This window comes from Stenotrophomonas maltophilia, from assembly GCF_003970865.1.
Taxonomy (GTDB): domain Bacteria; phylum Pseudomonadota; class Gammaproteobacteria; order Xanthomonadales; family Xanthomonadaceae; genus Stenotrophomonas; species Stenotrophomonas maltophilia_AR.
Genome location: NZ_RXLZ01000084.1, coordinates 1 through 16,577 on the forward strand (window position 1 = coordinate 1; position 16,577 = coordinate 16,577).

The window sequence follows — 16,577 nt, forward strand, 5'->3', positions numbered from 1 at the left end:
GGGTGACAACGTCAAGATGGTCGTCACCCTGATCAACCCGGTGGCAATGGACGAAGGCCTGCGCTTCGCCATCCGCGAAGGCGGCCGTACCGTCGGCGCCGGCGTGGTCTCGAAGATCATCGAGTAAGCCTGCAGTGCCGGTGGTTGCATAGCGCCGCCGGTTACGCGAATGGCGGGCCGGGAACCTCGGTCCGCCTTCGCCGTCTAAGGGAAGGCAAGTTTCAACACGTACGCCAGTAGCTCAATTGGCAGAGCAGCGGTCTCCAAAACCGCAGGTTGGGGGTTCGAGTCCCTCCTGGCGTGCCATCTGCCCACCTTATCCAGCGGCCTGGGCCGCTAAAGCAGACACAGCCGGATGAATAGCAAGATCGAACACTCCAAGGACAACTCCGCCAACGGCGGGGATATCGTCAAGTACGTCGCCGCATCGCTGCTGGTGCTGGCCGGTCTGTTCGTCTGGTTCTGGTTCTCCGCCGACTCCGGTCGCGCCACCCAGCTGGGTGCGTGGGCGGGTCAGCTGCGTGCGTTGGCGGTTGTGGTCGGTCTGGTTGGCGGCATCGGCGTGTTCATGCTGACCGGCAAGGGGCGCGACACCCGCGAATTCCTCTCCGAGTCGCGCTTCGAACTGCGCAAGGTGGTCTGGCCGACGCGCCAGGAAGCCATCCGCATGACCTGGGTCGTGATGGTGGTGGTGACCATTCTCAGTCTGTTGCTGGGTGGGTTCGATTACGTCATTCAGTGGCTGGTTCAGTTGTTCCTGAGCCGCTAAGGAGAATTGCATGAAGCGTTGGTACGTCGTTCACGCCTATTCGGGCTTCGAGAAGTCGGTGGCGCAGGCTCTGCGCGATCGCATCGTCCGTGACGGCATGGAAGAGCGCTTCGGCGATGTCCTGGTCCCGACCGAAGAAGTGGTCGAAATGCGCGCTGGCCAGAAGCGCCGCTCCGAGCGCAAGTTCTTCCCGGGTTACGTGCTGGTCCAGATCGAGACCCACGAAGAAGCCGGTATTCCGCGCATCGACAACGAAAGCTGGCACCTGGTCAAGGAAACCCCGCGCGTCATGGGCTTCATCGGCGGCACCGCCGACCGTCCGCTGCCGATCGCTGATTCCGAGGCCGAAGCCATCCTGAACCGCGTTCAGGAAGGTGTCGAGAAGCCGCGTCCGAAGGTGCTGTTCGAGCCGGGCCAGATGGTCCGCGTCACCGACGGCCCGTTCAACGATTTCAATGGCGTCGTCGAAGAAGTCAACTACGAGAAGAGCCGTCTGCGCGTCTCGGTGCTGATCTTCGGTCGTGCCACCCCGGTCGAGCTCGAGTTCGGCCAGGTCGAAAAGGCCGTCTGACCTGTTGGTAGAGTCGAGCTTGCTCGACTTTGCTGATCAGTCGAGCAAGCTCGACTCTGCGGAACCAGGAACCGGGCCTTGCCCGGTTTCGTCCGTTTACGTGCCGCTTCAGGCATGTGAAGAAAAAACCTGATATAGTGCGCGGCTCCCCGCTGGGAAGCCAGCAGGACGAGGCCGCCGCAAGGTGGCCTTCAGCATGATTTCAAAACGCGATGCCGGGACGCGTGATTCCCGGTCCGATGGGGAGCCTGTTGTCGCAAGGCGCTAGCACCCGGAGAGCATACTCATGGCAAAGAAAGTTGTCGGTTACATCAAGCTGCAGGTGAAGGCCGGTCAGGCCAACCCCTCGCCGCCGGTCGGTCCCGCGCTGGGTCAGCGTGGTCTGAACATCATGGAATTCTGCAAGGCGTTCAACGCTGCCACGCAGAAGCTCGAGCCGGGTCTGCCGGTTCCGGTGATCATCACGGCCTACTCGGACCGTACGTTCACCTTCATCACCAAGAGCACCCCGGCCACCACCCTGCTGAAGAAGGCCGCTGGCATCTCGTCGGGCTCCAAGCGCCCGAACACCGAGAAGGTCGGCAAGGTCACCCGTAAGCAGCTGGAAGAGATCGCCAAGGCGAAGGAACCGGATCTGACTGCCGCCGATCTGGACGCCGCCGTGCGTACCATCGCTGGCTCTGCCCGTTCCATGGGCCTCGTGGTGGAGGGTTAATAAGATGGCACAGACCAAGCGTGAGAAGGCCATCAAGGCCGCTGTCGTTCCGGGCAAGGCATACGCCTTCGAGGACGCGATCAACATCCTGAAGAGCGCCACCAAGGCCAAGTTCGTCGAGTCGATCGACGTCGCTGTGCGCCTGGGCGTCGATGCGAAGAAGTCCGACCAGCAGGTCCGTGGCTCCACTGTGCTGCCGGCTGGTACCGGCAAGTCGGTCCGCGTCGCCGTGTTCGCTCCGGCCGGTGCCAAGGCTGACGAAGCCCTGGCCGCTGGCGCCGAAGCCGTCGGTATGGATGATCTGGCCGAGAAGATGCAGGCCGGCGATCTGAACTACGACGTCGTCATCGCGACCCCGGACGCCATGCGCGTCGTCGGTAAGCTGGGCACCGTGCTGGGCCCGCGCGGCCTGATGCCGAACCCGAAGGTCGGCACCGTTTCCCCGAACCCGGGTGAAGCCGTGAAGAACGCCAAGTCGGGTCAGGTCCGTTACCGCACTGACAAGGCCGGCATCATCCACTGCACCATCGGCAAGGCCGACTTCGCCGAAGACGCGCTGAAGTCGAACCTGACCGCGCTGCTGCTGGACCTGATCAAGGCCAAGCCGGCCACCTCGAAGGGCACCTACCTGCAGAAGGTTTCGGTCAGCTCGACGATGGGCCCGGGCGTCACCGTTGACCAGTCGTCGCTGACCCTGAAGTAATTGTTTCAAGCGGTCACGGTACCTTCGGTGCCGTGACCGTGACATTTGAAGGCATCGCTGGCAGTGCATCGCCCGCGGTAGCCGTCAAAGACCGCAGGCGCGGTCGTGGCAATACCGGCGACGGGCACGGAAGCTCGATCTGGCAAGGAGTCGCCGCCGGAGCAGTCATGAGCGCTTAATCGATTCCCCGGAATCACCCTGCGTAGATGGTGCCCTTCTGGAGTTTTTCTGGTTCACGCACGTCTGGGTTTCCCAGGTTGGCCCACTCCAGGTCTAGAACGGCCCACCCCCGGAACATCATCCCGATGTTCCCGGCGTCCAGGACGGATGCCGCACAGGACCGCACACGGCAGGAGCCGTAAGCGGAGTTCAATAGGAGGAGTGCAATGGCTCTCAATCTGTCCCAGAAGCAAGAAGTAGTCGCCGAGCTGGCAGACGTCGCCGCCAAGGCCCACTCCTTGATCGCAGCCGAATACGCTGGCACCACGGTCGCCCAGATGACCGCGATGCGCAAGCAGGCTCGTGAAACCGGTGTTTTCTTGAAGGTTGTCAAGAACACCCTGGCTTCGCGCGCCGTTGAAGGCACCGAGTTCGCAGTCGCCCAGGACCAGATGGTTGGTCCGCTGCTGTACGCGTTCTCGCTCGAGGAGCCCGGCGCTGCCGGTCGCCTGATCAAGGAAGCCGCCAAGGGCAACGACAAGCTGAAGGCTAAGGTCGTCGCCATCGGTGGCGAAGTGTTCCCGGCAAGCCACGTCGACGTGCTGGCCTCGCTGCCGACCCGCGACCAGGCCCTGGCCATGCTGGCCCGCGTCCTGACCGAGCCGGTCACGATGTTTGCCCGCGCCATCAAGGCCGTTGGCGAGAAGCAGGGTGGTGGCGACGTCGCCGCCGACGCTGCCGAGCCGGCCGCCGAGACCGCCTGAGTTTCGACTTACCGTGGTTCCTGACGGAACCTCAACCCAGAAAATCATCCAAAGGTATTAATCATGTCCCTTACCAACGAACAGATCGTCGACGCCATCGCCGAGAAGTCCCTGATGGAAGTGATGGAGCTGGTCAAGGCCATCGAAGAGAAGTTCGGCGTCTCCGCCGCTGCTCCGGTTGCCGTGGCTGCTGCCGCTGGCCCGGCCGCTGCTGTTGAAGAGCAGACCGAGTTCACCGTCACCCTGAAGTCGGCCGGCGACAAGAAGGTCGAAGTCATCAAGGCCGTCCGCGCCATCACCGGCCTGGGCCTGAAGGAAGCGAAGGACCTGGCCGAAGCCGGTGGCGTCCTGAAGGATGCCGCTTCGAAGGACGAAGCCGAGAAGATGAAGAAGGACCTGGAAGCTGCTGGCGCGACTGTCGAAGTCAAGTAAGCAGTTACCTTGCATCGTCACCGATTCACGGCGATGCAGCCAAGGCTGGGGGCGTAAGCCCCCGGCCTTTGGTCGTTGTTGCAAGGTTGTAGATCCACGCCACGCGTGGATGTAACGAGCGGCAAAAAGCCCAACACGGGCTGCGGTCAGACCCCGGCAGGCCAGCGCAGAGCGCGGCAGCGGGGGAGTGGATGCAGACGAGTTGGCAGTTGGAAGTAGCGGGAGAAGGCGTGCTGGTGCCGGCAATACCAGCGACTTCCAACTGACAATTTCAAGTTCCCTTCGGATCGTGGGCGCACGATCCGCACAACAAGGTGGAAGACCTCATGACGTCCTATTCGTTCACCGAAAAAAAGCGTATCCGCAAGGATTTCGGCAAGCAGCGCTCGATTCTCGAAGTGCCGTTCCTGCTCGCCATCCAGGTGGATTCCTATCGTGAATTCCTGCAGGAAAACGTCGATCCGGCCAAGCGCACGGACCACGGCCTGCACGCTGCGCTGAAGTCGGTCTTCCCGATCGCCAGCTACAGCGGCAACGCTGCCCTGGAATACGTCGGCTACAAGCTGGGCGAACCGGTCTTCGACGAGCGTGAGTGCCGCCAGCGTGGCATGAGCTACGGCGCCCCGCTGCGCGTGACCGTGCGCCTGGTGATCTACGACCGTGAGTCGTCGACCAAGGCCATCAAGTACGTGAAGGAGCAGGAGGTCTATCTGGGCGAAATCCCGCTGATGACCGAGAACGGCACCTTCATCGTCAACGGCACCGAGCGCGTCATCGTCTCGCAGCTGCACCGCTCGCCGGGCGTGTTCTTCGACCACGACCGTGGCAAGACCCACAGCTCGGGCAAGCTGCTGTACAGCGCCCGCATCATTCCTTACCGCGGCTCCTGGCTGGACTTCGAGTTCGACCCGAAGGACGCGCTGTTCACCCGTATCGACCGTCGCCGCAAGCTGCCGGTGTCGATCCTGCTGCGCGCGCTCGGCTACAGCAACGAAGAGATGCTGGCCGAGTTCTTCGAGATCAACACCTTCCACATCAACCCGGATGAAGGCGTCCAGTTGGAGCTGGTGCCGGAGCGCCTGCGCGGCGAAACCCTGGGCTTCGACCTCGCCGACGGCGACAAGGTCATCGTGGAAGCCGGCAAGCGCATCACCGCGCGCCACATCAAGCAGCTGGAAGCCTCCGGCATCGCCGCCCTGGCCGTGCCGGACGACTACATCGTCGGCCGCATCCTGTCGCACGACGTGGTCGACGCCTCGACCGGCGAACTGCTGGCCCAGGCCAATGACGAGATCACCGACGAGCAGCTGCAGGCCTTCCGCAAGGCCGGTGTGGATGCCGTGGGCACCCTGTGGGTGAACGATCTGGATCGTGGCCCGTACCTGTCCAACACCCTGCGCATCGACCCGACCAAGACCCAGCTGGAAGCCCTGGTCGAGATCTACCGCATGATGCGTCCGGGCGAGCCGCCGACCAAGGATGCCGCGCAGAACCTGTTCCACAACCTGTTCTTCACCTTCGAGCGCTACGACCTGTCCGCGGTCGGCCGCATGAAGTTCAACCGTCGCGTGGGCCGCAAGGAAACCACCGGCGAAGCCGTGCTGTACGACCGCAAGTACTACGGTGAGCGCAACGACGAAGAGTCCAAGCGTCTGGTCGCCGCCCACGGCGACAGCTCCGACATCCTGGACGTGATCAAGGTCCTGACCGAGATCCGCAACGGTCGCGGCGTGGTCGACGATATCGACCACCTGGGCAACCGTCGCGTGCGTTCGGTCGGTGAAATGGCCGAGAACGTGTTCCGCGTGGGCCTGGTCCGCGTCGAGCGCGCGGTCAAGGAGCGCCTGTCGATGGCCGAGTCGGAAGGCCTGACCCCGCAGGAGCTGATCAACGCCAAGCCGGTCGCCGCTGCCATCAAGGAGTTCTTCGGCTCCTCGCAGCTGTCGCAGTTCATGGACCAGAACAACCCGCTGTCGGAAGTGACCCACAAGCGTCGCGTCTCGGCCCTGGGCCCGGGCGGCCTGACCCGTGAGCGCGCCGGCTTCGAAGTGCGCGACGTGCACCCGACCCATTACGGCCGCGTCTGCACCATCGAAACCCCGGAAGGCCCGAACATCGGCCTGATCAACTCGCTGGCCGTGTACGCCCGCACCAACCAGTACGGTTTCCTCGAGACCCCGTACCGCAAGGTCGTGGACGGCAAGGTCTATGACGAAGTCGAGTTCCTGTCGGCGATCGAAGAAAACGAGTACGTCATTGCGCAGGCCAATGCCCTGACCAATGCCGACAGCGTGCTGACCGAGCAGTTCGTTCCGTGCCGCTTCCAGGGCGAATCGCTGCTGAAGCCGCCGGCGGAAGTCCACTTCATGGACGTCTCGCCGATGCAGACCGTGTCGATCGCGGCCGCGCTGGTTCCGTTCCTGGAGCACGATGACGCCAACCGCGCACTGATGGGCGCCAACATGCAGCGTCAGGCCGTGCCGACCCTGCGTGCGCAGAAGCCGCTGGTCGGTACCGGCATCGAGCGCGCCGTGGCGCGTGACTCCGGCGTGACCGTGAATGCCCGCCGTGGTGGCGAGATCGTGCAGATCGACGCCGCCCGCATCGTGGTCAAGGTCAACGAGGAAGAGATCGTTGGCGCCACCGACGCAGGCGTGGACATCTACAACCTGGTCAAGTACACCCGTTCGAACCAGAACACCTGCATCAACCAGCGTCCGCTGGTCCAGGTGGGTGACGTCATCGCCCGCGGCGACGTGCTGGCCGACGGTCCGTCCACCGACATCGGCGAACTGGCCCTGGGCCAGAACATGCTGATCGCGTTCATGCCGTGGAACGGCTACAACTTCGAAGACTCCATCCTGCTCTCCGAGCGCGTGGTGGAGGAGGATCGTTACACCACGATCCACATCGAAGAGCTGACCTGCGTTGCGCGTGACACCAAGCTGGGGCCGGAGGAAATCTCCGCCGACATCCCGAACGTCTCCGAGCAGGCGCTGAACCGCCTGGACGAGAGCGGCGTGGTGTACATCGGTGCCGAAGTCCGCGCCGGCGACATCATGGTCGGCAAGGTCACGCCGAAGGGCGAAAGCCAGCTGACCCCGGAAGAGAAGCTGCTGCGCGCGATCTTCGGCGAGAAGGCTTCGGACGTTAAGGACAGCTCGCTGCGCGTTCCGCCGGGCATGGACGGCACCGTCATCGACGTGCAGGTCTTCACCCGCGACGGCATCGAGAAGGACAAGCGCGCCCGCCAGATCGAAGAGTCTGAAATCAAGCGCGTCAAGAAGGACTTCGACGACCAGTTCCGCATCCTGGAAGCCGCCATCTACATGCGTCTGCGTTCGCAGATCGTGGGCAAGGTGGTCAACGGTGGCGCTGGCCTGAAGAAGGGCGACGTGATCAGCGACGCCTTCCTGGACGGCCTGAAGAAGGCTGACTGGTTCGCCCTGCGCATGAAGGACGAAGACGCTTCGGAAGCCATCGAGCGCGCGCAGAAGCAGATCCAGGCGCACGAGAAGGAATTCGAGCGTCGCTTCGCCGACAAGCGCGGCAAGATCACCGCCGGTGACGACCTCGCCCCGGGCGTGCTGAAGATGGTCAAGGTGTTCCTGGCCGTGAAGCGCCGCATCCAGCCGGGCGACAAGATGGCAGGCCGCCACGGCAACAAGGGTGTGGTCTCCAACGTGGTGCCGGTCGAGGACATGCCGTACATGGCCTCGGGCGAAACCGTGGACATCGTGCTGAACCCGCTGGGCGTGCCGTCGCGTATGAACATCGGCCAGATCCTGGAAGTGCACCTGGGCTGGGCTGCCAAGGGCCTGGGCCGCAAGATCCAGGCGATGATGGAAGCCCAGGCGGCGGTTGCCGACCTGCGCAAGTTCCTGGACGACATCTACAACCACGACGACACCAACGTGGCCAACCGTGTCGACCTGTCGCAGTTCAGCGACGAGGAACTGCTGCGTCTGGCCCGTAACCTCACCGACGGCGTGCCGATGGCCACCCCGGTGTTCGACGGTGCCACCGAAGCGGAAATCAAGCGCATGCTGGAACTGGCCGACCTGCCGAGCAGTGGCCAGACCCAGCTGTATGACGGCCGCACCGGTGAAGCGTTCGATCGCCACACTACCGTCGGTTACATGCACTACCTGAAGCTGAACCACCTGGTCGACGACAAGATGCACGCCCGTTCGACCGGTCCGTACTCGCTCGTCACCCAGCAGCCGCTGGGCGGCAAGGCGCAGTTCGGCGGCCAGCGCTTCGGTGAAATGGAAGTCTGGGCGCTGGAAGCCTACGGCGCGGCCTACACCCTGCAGGAAATGCTGACGGTGAAGTCCGATGACGTGCAGGGCCGCAACCAGATGTACAAGAACATCGTCGACGGTGAGCACGAGATGGTCGCGGGCATGCCGGAATCCTTCAACGTGCTCGTGAAGGAAATCCGCTCGCTGGCCATCAACATGGAACTGGAAGACAACTGATCCATGCCGGCGCGGCGGCCTCCGCCGCCGCGCCGCTGGCAGTCAACTGAAAGCCCATCGACACAGCATTCCTCCTTCTGGAGAACACCATGAAAGACCTGCTCAACCTCTTCAACCAGCAGCGCCAGACGCTGGACTTCGACGCGATCAAGATCGCGCTGGCCTCGCCGGACCTGATCCGTTCGTGGTCCTTCGGCGAAGTGAAGAAGCCGGAAACCATCAACTACCGTACCTTCAAGCCGGAACGCGACGGCCTGTTCTGCGCCGCCATCTTCGGCCCGGTGAAGGACTACGAGTGCCTGTGTGGCAAGTACAAGCGCATGAAGCACCGCGGCGTGGTCTGCGAAAAGTGCGGCACCGAAGTGACCCTGGCCAAGGTGCGTCGTGAGCGCATGGGCCACATCGACCTGGCCTCGCCGGTCGCGCACATCTGGTTCCTGAAGTCGCTGCCGTCGCGCATCGGCCTGATGCTGGACATGACCCTGCGCGACATCGAGCGCGTGCTGTACTTCGAAGCCTACGTGGTGACCGAGCCGGGCCTGACCGCCCTGGAACGCCGCCAGCTGCTGACCGAAGAACAGTACCTGCAGGCCCGCCAGGAGCACGGTGACGACTTCGACGCCGCGATGGGCGCCGAGGCCGTGTACGAACTGCTGCGCACGATCGACCTGCAGTCGGAAATGACCCGCCTGCGCGAAGAGATCGCTGCTACCGGTTCGGAAACCAAGCTGAAGCGACTGACCAAGCGCATCAAGCTGATCGAAGCCTTCCTGGAATCGGGCAACCGTCCGGAGTGGATGGTCATGACCGTGCTGCCGGTGCTGCCGCCGGACCTGCGTCCGCTGGTCCCGCTGGATGGCGGCCGCTTCGCGACCTCCGACCTGAACGACCTGTACCGCCGCGTCATCAACCGTAACAACCGCCTGCGCCGCCTGCTCGAACTGAGCGCGCCGGACATCATCGTGCGCAATGAAAAGCGCATGCTGCAGGAATCGGTCGATGCGCTGCTGGACAACGGCCGTCGTGGCCGTGCCATCACCGGCACCAACAAGCGCCCGCTGAAGTCGCTGGCCGACATGATCAAGGGCAAGCAGGGTCGCTTCCGCCAGAACCTGCTGGGCAAGCGCGTCGACTACTCGGGCCGTTCGGTCATCGTGGTCGGTCCGTACCTGCGCCTGCACCAGTGCGGTCTGCCGAAGAAGATGGCGCTCGAGCTGTTCAAGCCGTTCGTCTTCGCCAAGCTGCAGCGTCGTGGCCTGGCCACCACCATCAAGGCCGCCAAGAAGCTGGTCGAGCGCGAAGAAGCTGAAGTCTGGGACATCCTGGAAGAGGTCATCCGCGAGCATCCTGTGATGCTGAACCGTGCGCCGACCCTGCACCGTCTGGGCATCCAGGCGTTCGAGCCGGTGCTGATCGAAGGCAAGGCCATCCAGCTGCACCCGCTGGTCTGCACCGCGTTCAACGCCGACTTCGACGGTGACCAGATGGCCGTCCACGTGCCGCTCTCGCTGGAAGCCCAGCTGGAAGCGCGTGCGCTGATGATGTCGACCAACAACATCCTGTCGCCGGCCAATGGCGAGCCGATCATCGTGCCGTCGCAGGACGTCGTGCTGGGTCTGTACTACATGACCCGCTCGCTGGAAAACAAGAAGGGCGAGGGCATGGCCTTCGCCAACATCGCCGAAGTGAAGCGTGCCTACGACAACCGCGTGGTGGAACTGCACGCGCGCGTCAAGGTCCGCATCACCGAAGTGGTGACCGACGAAGACGGCGTCAAGCAGCCGAAGACCTCGATCGTGGACACCACGATCGGTCGCGCCCTGCTGGCTGAAATCCTGCCGGAAGGCCTGCCGTTCGCTCTGGCCAACACCGAGCTGACCAAGAAGAACATCAGCCGCCTGATCAACTCCAGCTACCGCCAGCTGGGTCTGAAGGACACGGTCGTGTTCGCCGACAAGCTGATGTACACCGGCTTCGCCTACGCGACCCGCGCCGGCGTCTCCATCGGCATCGATGACATGCTGATCCCGGACGAGAAGAAGGGCATCCTCACCGAGGCCGAAGCCGAAGTGCTGGAAATCCAGGAGCAGTACCAGTCGGGTCTGGTCACCGCCGGCGAGCGCTACAACAAGGTGGTCGACATCTGGTCGCGCACCAACGAGCGCATCGCCAAGGCGATGATGGACACCATCGGTACCGAGAAGGTCGTCAATGCCAAGGGTGAGACCATCGACCAGAAGTCGATGAACTCGCTGTACATCATGGCCGACTCCGGTGCGCGTGGTTCGCAGGCGCAGATCCGTCAGCTGGCCGGTATGCGTGGCCTGATGGCGCGTCCGGACGGCTCGATCATCGAGACGCCCATCAAGGCGAACTTCCGTGAAGGCCTGAACGTGCAGGAGTACTTCAACTCCACCCACGGTGCCCGTAAGGGTCTGGCCGATACCGCGCTGAAGACCGCGAACTCGGGTTACCTGACCCGTCGTCTGGTCGACGTCGCGCAGGACGTGGTGATCACCGAGGTGGATTGCGGTACCACCGAAGGCCTGATCATGACCCCGATCGTGGAAGGCGGCGACGTGGTCGAGCCGCTGAAGGACCGCGTGCTGGGTCGCGTGGTTGCCGAGGACGTGTTCCTGCCGGGCAATGACGAAGATCCGATCGTCACCCGCAACACCCTGCTGGACGAAGCCTGGGTCGCCAAGCTGGAAGACGCCGGCGTGCAGAGCATCAAGGTGCGTTCGACGATCTCGTGCGAATCGGCCTTCGGTGTCTGCGGTCGCTGCTACGGCCGCGATCTGGCCCGTGGCCACCTGGTCAACATCGGTGAAGCGGTCGGCGTCATCGCCGCCCAGTCCATCGGTGAGCCGGGTACCCAGCTCACCATGCGTACGTTCCACATCGGTGGTGCGGCGTCGCGAGCTGCTGCGGTCGACAACATCACCGTCAAGACCACCGGCTCGGTCAAGTTCAGCAACCTCAAGTCGGTCGAGCATGCCAACGGCTCGCTGGTGGCAGTGTCGCGCTCGGGCGAAATCTCGGTGCTCGATGCCCACGGCCGTGAGCGTGAGCGTTACAAGCTGCCGTACGGTGCGACCATCACGTCCAAGGACGGTGATGCGATCAAGGCTGGCCAGACCGTGGCCAACTGGGATCCGCATAACCACCCGATCGTGTCGGAAGTGGCCGGCTTCATCCGCTTCATCGACTTCGTCGACGGCATCACCGTCATCGAGAAGACCGACGAGCTGACCGGCCTCGCTTCGCGCGAAATCACCGATCCGAAGCGTCGTGGTACCCAGGCCAAGGACCTGCGCCCGATCGTGCGCATCGTCGACGCCAAGGGCAACGACCTGTCGATCCCGGGCACCGATCTGCCGGCGCAGTACCTGCTGCCGCCGCGCTCGATCGTCAACCTGCAGGACGGCGCTGCCGTCGGCGTGGGTGACGTGGTCGCCAAGATCCCGCAGGAAGCGTCGAAGACCCGCGACATCACCGGTGGTCTGCCGCGCGTGGCCGATCTGTTCGAAGCGCGCAAGCCGAAGGATCCGGCGGTGCTGGCCGAGCGTTCGGGCATCATCAGCTTCGGCAAGGACACCAAGGGCAAGCAGCGCCTGATCATCAAGGACACCGATGGTTCGGAGCACGAAGAGCTGATTCCGAAGTACCGCCAGGTCATCGTGTTCGAAGGCGAGCATGTCACCAAGGGTGAAACCATCGTGGACGGCGAGCCGAGCCCGCAGGACATCCTGCGTCTGCTGGGTGTCGAACCGCTGGCCGCCTACCTGGTGAAGGAAATCCAGGACGTGTACCGCCTGCAGGGCGTGAAGATCAACGACAAGCACATCGAGGTGATCACCCGCCAGATGCTGCGCAAGGTCGAGATCACCGACCAGGGCAGCAGCAAGTTCCTGAACGGTGAACAGGTGGAGCGTCAGCGCGTTATCGAGGAGAATGCGCGCCTGTCGACCCGCAACGAGCTGCCGGCGCACTTCGATCCGGTCCTGCTGGGTATCACCAAGGCCTCGCTGGCGACCGAATCGTTCATCTCGGCCGCGTCGTTCCAGGAAACCACCCGCGTGCTGACCGAAGCGGCCGTCCGCGGCACCTCGGACAACCTGCGTGGCCTGAAGGAAAACGTCATCGTGGGTCGCCTGATTCCGGCCGGTACCGGCCTGGCGTACCACAGCAACCGCCGTCGCGGCGCTTCCGGTCTCACCGAGTCGGAAATGCAGACCCTGGCCGGCACCCCGGCTGCGGTCGAGGCACCGATGGTTGAAGCCGAAGCTGAACAGGCCTCGGGCGAAGAATGAGGTATCCGGTCCGGCCGCAAGGCCGGACACCCCATCGGTCCATTGATGGGTAGGGAAAGGGCAGGGGAGGTCGTCCGCGATCGACCCGGCCAACCTGAACGGGGTACATGGAGGCCCCCCAGTAACGTTCCGGGATCAGGAACGGGCTTGACAGGAGGCGTTTGACTGCTTTCCTGGCAGGTTGCTACAATCGTCTGTCTCAGCAGGCCAGAATTTTGGCCTGCTTTAACATTTCCGCATCTCTGGCCGGATTTCCGGCCACCAATCAGAAGAACCTACTGATGGCGACGATCAACCAGCTGGTCCGCAAGCCGCGGCAAGCGACCACCTACAAGAGTGCCTCGCCGGCGCTCGACAAGTGCCCGCAGCGCCGTGGCGTCTGCACCCGTGTCTACACCACCACTCCGAAGAAGCCGAACTCGGCTCTGCGCAAGGTTGCCAAGGTCCGCCTGACCAACCAGGAAGAAGTGATCTCCTACATCGGTGGTGAAGGCCACAACCTGCAGGAGCACTCCGTGGTCCTGATCCGCGGCGGTCGCGTCAAGGACCTGCCGGGTGTGCGTTACCACACCGTTCGTGGCTCGCTCGACGCCGCCGGCGTTGCCAAGCGTCGCCAGGCCCGTTCCAAGTACGGCGCCAAGCGTCCGAAGGCATAAGGAGAGAGCACTATGTCGCGTAAGGGTAATACTCCGCAGCGTTCCGTCCTGCCCGATCCGAAGCACGGAAGCGAAACCATCGCCCGCTTCATCAACATGGTCATGCAGAGCGGCAAGAAGTCCGTCGCCGAAAAGATCGTGTACGGCGCCATGGACGTGATCACCGAGAAGAACAGCAGCGCCAACGCCATTGAGCTGGTGCAGAAGGCTCTGGACAACGTCGCTCCGGCGGTCGAAGTCAAGTCGCGCCGCGTCGGTGGTGCCACCTACCAGGTGCCGGTCGAAGTGCGTTCGTCGCGCAAGATGGCTCTGGCCATGCGCTGGCTGATCGACTCCGCGCGCAAGCGTGGTGAGAACACCATGCCGAAGAAGCTGGCTGCTGAACTGATCGACGCCTCGGAAAACCGTGGCGGCGCCATCAAGAAGCGCGAAGAAACCCACCGCATGGCCGAAGCCAACAAGGCCTTCGCCCACTACCGCTGGTGAGTTTGACGGCCTTGTAAAACAGGCAGGGCAGCACCACTTCGGTGCGTGCTGCCTCGCGGTCCCAGAAGGACTGCGCCAATCCGAAGGCCGCCGAAAGGCGGCGTTCGGCCATCCGAAATCCAAGAAATCTGAGAGGCTCCCGTGGCCCGTTCCACTCCCATCGAGCGTTACCGTAACTTCGGCATCATGGCTCACATCGATGCCGGCAAGACCACCACGTCCGAGCGCATCCTGTTCTACACCGGCAAGAGCCACAAGATCGGTGAAGTGCACGACGGCGCCGCCACCATGGACTGGATGGAGCAGGAGCAGGAGCGTGGCATCACGATCCAGTCCGCTGCCACCACCGCGTTCTGGAAGGGCATGGACAAGTCCCTGCCGGAGCACCGCTTCAACATCATCGACACCCCCGGGCACGTCGACTTCACCATCGAAGTGGAGCGCTCGCTGCGCGTGCTCGACGGTGCCGTCTTCGTCCTGTGCGCCGTCGGTGGCGTGCAGCCGCAGTCGGAAACCGTGTGGCGCCAGGCCAACAAGTACCACGTGCCGCGCATCGCGTTCGTCAACAAGATGGACCGCACCGGTGCCAACTTCCAGAAGGTCGTCGGCCAGCTGAAGGCCAAGCTGGGCGCGGTTGCCGTGCCGATGCAGCTGCCGATCGGCGCTGAAGACAACTTCAAGGGCGTTGTCGACCTGCTGAAGATGAAGGCCATCCATTGGGATGAGGCTTCGCAGGGCATGAAGTTCGAATACGGTGAAATCCCGGCCGACCTGCAGGGCCCGGCTGAAGAGGCTCGCCAGTTCATGGTCGAGACCGCTGCCGAAGCCAGCGAAGAGCTGATGGAAAAGTACCTGGGCGGCGAAGAGCTGGCCGAGGCTGAAATCATCAACGCCCTGCGTACCCGTACCCTGGCGACCGAGATCGTGCCGATGTACTGCGGCTCGGCCTTCAAGAACAAGGGCGTGCAGGCCATGCTGGACGGCGTGATCCAGCTGCTGCCGTCGCCGGTCGACGTGCCGGACGTGAAGGGCGTGGACGTTGACGACGATACCGTCGAAATGACCCGCAAGTCGGACGACAAGGCTCCGTTCTCGTCGCTGGCCTTCAAGATCATCACCGACCCGTTCGTCGGCGCGCTGACCTTCTTCCGTGTCTACTCGGGCACCCTGAACGGTGGCGACACCGTGCTGAACTCGGTGAAGGGCAAGAAGGAGCGCATCGGCCGCATCCTGCAGATGCACTCGAACAACCGCGAGGAAATCAAGGAAGTTCTGGCCGGTGACATCGCCGCTGCCGTGGGCCTGAAGGACACCACCACCGGTGACACCCTGTGCGCCGTGGACGCCCCGATCATCCTGGAGCGCATGACGTTCCCGGAGCCGGTGATCTCGATGGCCGTAGAGCCGAAGACCAAGTCGGACCAGGAAAAGATGGGTCTGGCGCTGGGCCGTCTGGCGCAGGAAGATCCGTCGTTCCGCGTCAAGACCGACGAAGAATCCGGCCAGACGATCATCTCGGGCATGGGCGAGCTGCACCTGGACATCATCGTCGACCGCCTGAAGCGCGAGTTCAACGTTGAAGCCAACGTCGGCGCGCCGCAGGTGGCCTACCGCGAAACCATCACCCTGGCCGACGTCAAGTCGGACTACAAGCACGCCAAGCAGTCCGGTGGTAAGGGTCAGTACGGTCACGTCGTGATCGAACTGTCGCCGATCACCGCTGCCGACCGTGCCGATCCGAAGCTGGCTCCGGCCATCAAGGACGACTTCCTGTTCATCAACGACATCACCGGCGGCGTGATCCCGAAGGAATTCATTCCGTCGGTTGAAAAGGGCCTGCGCGAAACCATCACCAGCGGTCCGCTGGCTGGCTTCCCGGTCGTGGACGTCAAGGTGAAGCTGGTGTTCGGTTCGTACCACGACGTCGACTCCTCGGAAATGGCGTTCAAGCTGGCTTCGTCGATGGCCTTCAAGCAGGGCTTCGCCAAGGCCAAGCCGGTGCTGCTGGAGCCGATCATGAAGGTCGAGATCGTGACCCCGGAGGATTACCAGGGTGACGTGATGGGCGACGTCAGCCGTCGTCGCGGCGTGCTGCAGGGTTCCGACACCACCGGTGACGGTTCGGCCAGCATCATCAACGCGATGATCCCGCTGGGTGAAATGTTCGGCTACGCCACTGCGCTGCGTTCGCAGACCCAGGGCCGCGCCACCTTCACCATGGAATTCGATCACTACGAGCCGGCTCCGACCAACATCGCCGAAGCCGTCATGAAGAAGGGCTGAGCCTCGCTCAGCCTCTCTTGAAACCACTTACGAACAATCAAGGTATAGAACAATGGCAAAGGGTAAGTTCGAGCGCACCAAGCCGCACGTCAACGTCGGCACCATCGGTCACGTCGATCACGGCAAGACCACGCTGACCGCCGCACTGACCAAGATCGGTGCCGAGCGCTTCGGTGGCGAGTTCAAGGATTACTCCTCGATCGACGCCGCTCCGGAAGAAAAGGCGCGTGGTATCACGATCTCGA

12 protein-coding genes, 1 tRNA gene and 1 pseudogene are annotated in these 16,577 nt (G+C 63.3%); all 14 read left to right on the forward strand.

Annotated features, from left to right (window positions below; all coding sequences use genetic code 11):
* Window positions 1-127: pseudogene (gene tuf, locus EKL94_RS20140) on the forward strand (elongation factor Tu); the annotation flags it as partial.
* Between the two features lie 103 nt (window positions 128-230).
* Window positions 231-306: transfer RNA gene (locus tag EKL94_RS20145), tRNA-Trp, on the forward strand.
* A 49-nt stretch (window positions 307-355) separates the two neighbouring features.
* The gene (gene secE / locus EKL94_RS20150) at window positions 356-769 is read left to right on the forward strand and encodes a preprotein translocase subunit SecE (protein WP_005408202.1); all 414 of its coding nucleotides are present in this window, start codon (window positions 356-358) and stop codon (window positions 767-769) included.
* 10 nt (window positions 770-779) lie between these two features.
* Window positions 780-1,340 (forward strand): transcription termination/antitermination protein NusG, encoded by a 561-nt coding sequence (gene nusG, locus EKL94_RS20155; protein WP_004154362.1) that lies wholly within the window; start codon window positions 780-782, stop codon window positions 1,338-1,340.
* 286 nt (window positions 1,341-1,626) lie between these two features.
* Window positions 1,627-2,055 (forward strand): 50S ribosomal protein L11, encoded by a 429-nt coding sequence (gene rplK / locus EKL94_RS20160; protein WP_004145248.1) that lies wholly within the window; start codon window positions 1,627-1,629, stop codon window positions 2,053-2,055.
* 4 nt (window positions 2,056-2,059) lie between these two features.
* On the forward strand, window positions 2,060-2,758 hold the full coding sequence (rplA, locus tag EKL94_RS20165) for a 50S ribosomal protein L1 (protein WP_004154350.1): 699 nt from the start codon (window positions 2,060-2,062) through the stop codon (window positions 2,756-2,758).
* Between the two features lie 386 nt (window positions 2,759-3,144).
* Window positions 3,145-3,681: a 50S ribosomal protein L10 gene (gene rplJ, locus EKL94_RS20175; protein WP_005408203.1), complete on the forward strand. Its 537-nt coding sequence runs from the start codon at window positions 3,145-3,147 to the stop codon at window positions 3,679-3,681.
* A 63-nt stretch (window positions 3,682-3,744) separates the two neighbouring features.
* Window positions 3,745-4,113 (forward strand): 50S ribosomal protein L7/L12, encoded by a 369-nt coding sequence (gene rplL / locus EKL94_RS20180; RefSeq protein ID WP_004145253.1) that lies wholly within the window; start codon window positions 3,745-3,747, stop codon window positions 4,111-4,113.
* Window positions 4,114-4,439: 326 nt separating this feature from the next.
* Window positions 4,440-8,594 (forward strand): DNA-directed RNA polymerase subunit beta, encoded by a 4,155-nt coding sequence (gene rpoB / locus EKL94_RS20185; protein WP_049401089.1) that lies wholly within the window; start codon window positions 4,440-4,442, stop codon window positions 8,592-8,594.
* A gap of 89 nt (window positions 8,595-8,683) precedes the next feature.
* Complete coding sequence (rpoC, locus tag EKL94_RS20190) at window positions 8,684-12,907, forward strand: DNA-directed RNA polymerase subunit beta' (protein ID WP_126930408.1); 4,224 nt, start codon at window positions 8,684-8,686, stop codon at window positions 12,905-12,907.
* A 281-nt stretch (window positions 12,908-13,188) separates the two neighbouring features.
* The gene (gene rpsL / locus EKL94_RS20195; RefSeq protein ID WP_004145320.1) at window positions 13,189-13,563 is read left to right on the forward strand and encodes a 30S ribosomal protein S12; all 375 of its coding nucleotides are present in this window, start codon (window positions 13,189-13,191) and stop codon (window positions 13,561-13,563) included.
* A 12-nt stretch (window positions 13,564-13,575) separates the two neighbouring features.
* Window positions 13,576-14,049, forward strand: coding sequence for a 30S ribosomal protein S7 (gene rpsG, locus EKL94_RS20200; RefSeq protein WP_004145321.1), 474 nt, complete (start codon window positions 13,576-13,578; stop codon window positions 14,047-14,049).
* Window positions 14,050-14,190: 141 nt separating this feature from the next.
* Window positions 14,191-16,332, forward strand: coding sequence for an elongation factor G (fusA, locus tag EKL94_RS20205; protein WP_049435135.1), 2,142 nt, complete (start codon window positions 14,191-14,193; stop codon window positions 16,330-16,332).
* 52 nt (window positions 16,333-16,384) lie between these two features.
* A partial coding sequence (locus tag EKL94_RS20210; protein ID WP_260473473.1) for a GTP-binding protein occupies window positions 16,385-16,577 on the forward strand: 193 nt, incomplete at its 3' end.

Coding starts and splice junctions, on each gene's coding strand:
- rplA (WP_004154350.1), top strand. CDS start 2,060: ATGGCACAGACCAAGCGTGAGAAGGCCATCAAGGCCGCTGTCGTTCCG.
- rpoC (WP_126930408.1), top strand. CDS start 8,684: ATGAAAGACCTGCTCAACCTCTTCAACCAGCAGCGCCAGACGCTGGAC.
- rpsL (WP_004145320.1), top strand. CDS start 13,189: ATGGCGACGATCAACCAGCTGGTCCGCAAGCCGCGGCAAGCGACCACC.
- rpsG (WP_004145321.1), top strand. CDS start 13,576: ATGTCGCGTAAGGGTAATACTCCGCAGCGTTCCGTCCTGCCCGATCCG.
- rplL (WP_004145253.1), top strand. CDS start 3,745: ATGTCCCTTACCAACGAACAGATCGTCGACGCCATCGCCGAGAAGTCC.
- rplK (WP_004145248.1), top strand. CDS start 1,627: ATGGCAAAGAAAGTTGTCGGTTACATCAAGCTGCAGGTGAAGGCCGGT.
- nusG (WP_004154362.1), top strand. CDS start 780: ATGAAGCGTTGGTACGTCGTTCACGCCTATTCGGGCTTCGAGAAGTCG.
- rpoB (WP_049401089.1), top strand. CDS start 4,440: ATGACGTCCTATTCGTTCACCGAAAAAAAGCGTATCCGCAAGGATTTC.
- secE (WP_005408202.1), top strand. CDS start 356: ATGAATAGCAAGATCGAACACTCCAAGGACAACTCCGCCAACGGCGGG.
- rplJ (WP_005408203.1), top strand. CDS start 3,145: ATGGCTCTCAATCTGTCCCAGAAGCAAGAAGTAGTCGCCGAGCTGGCA.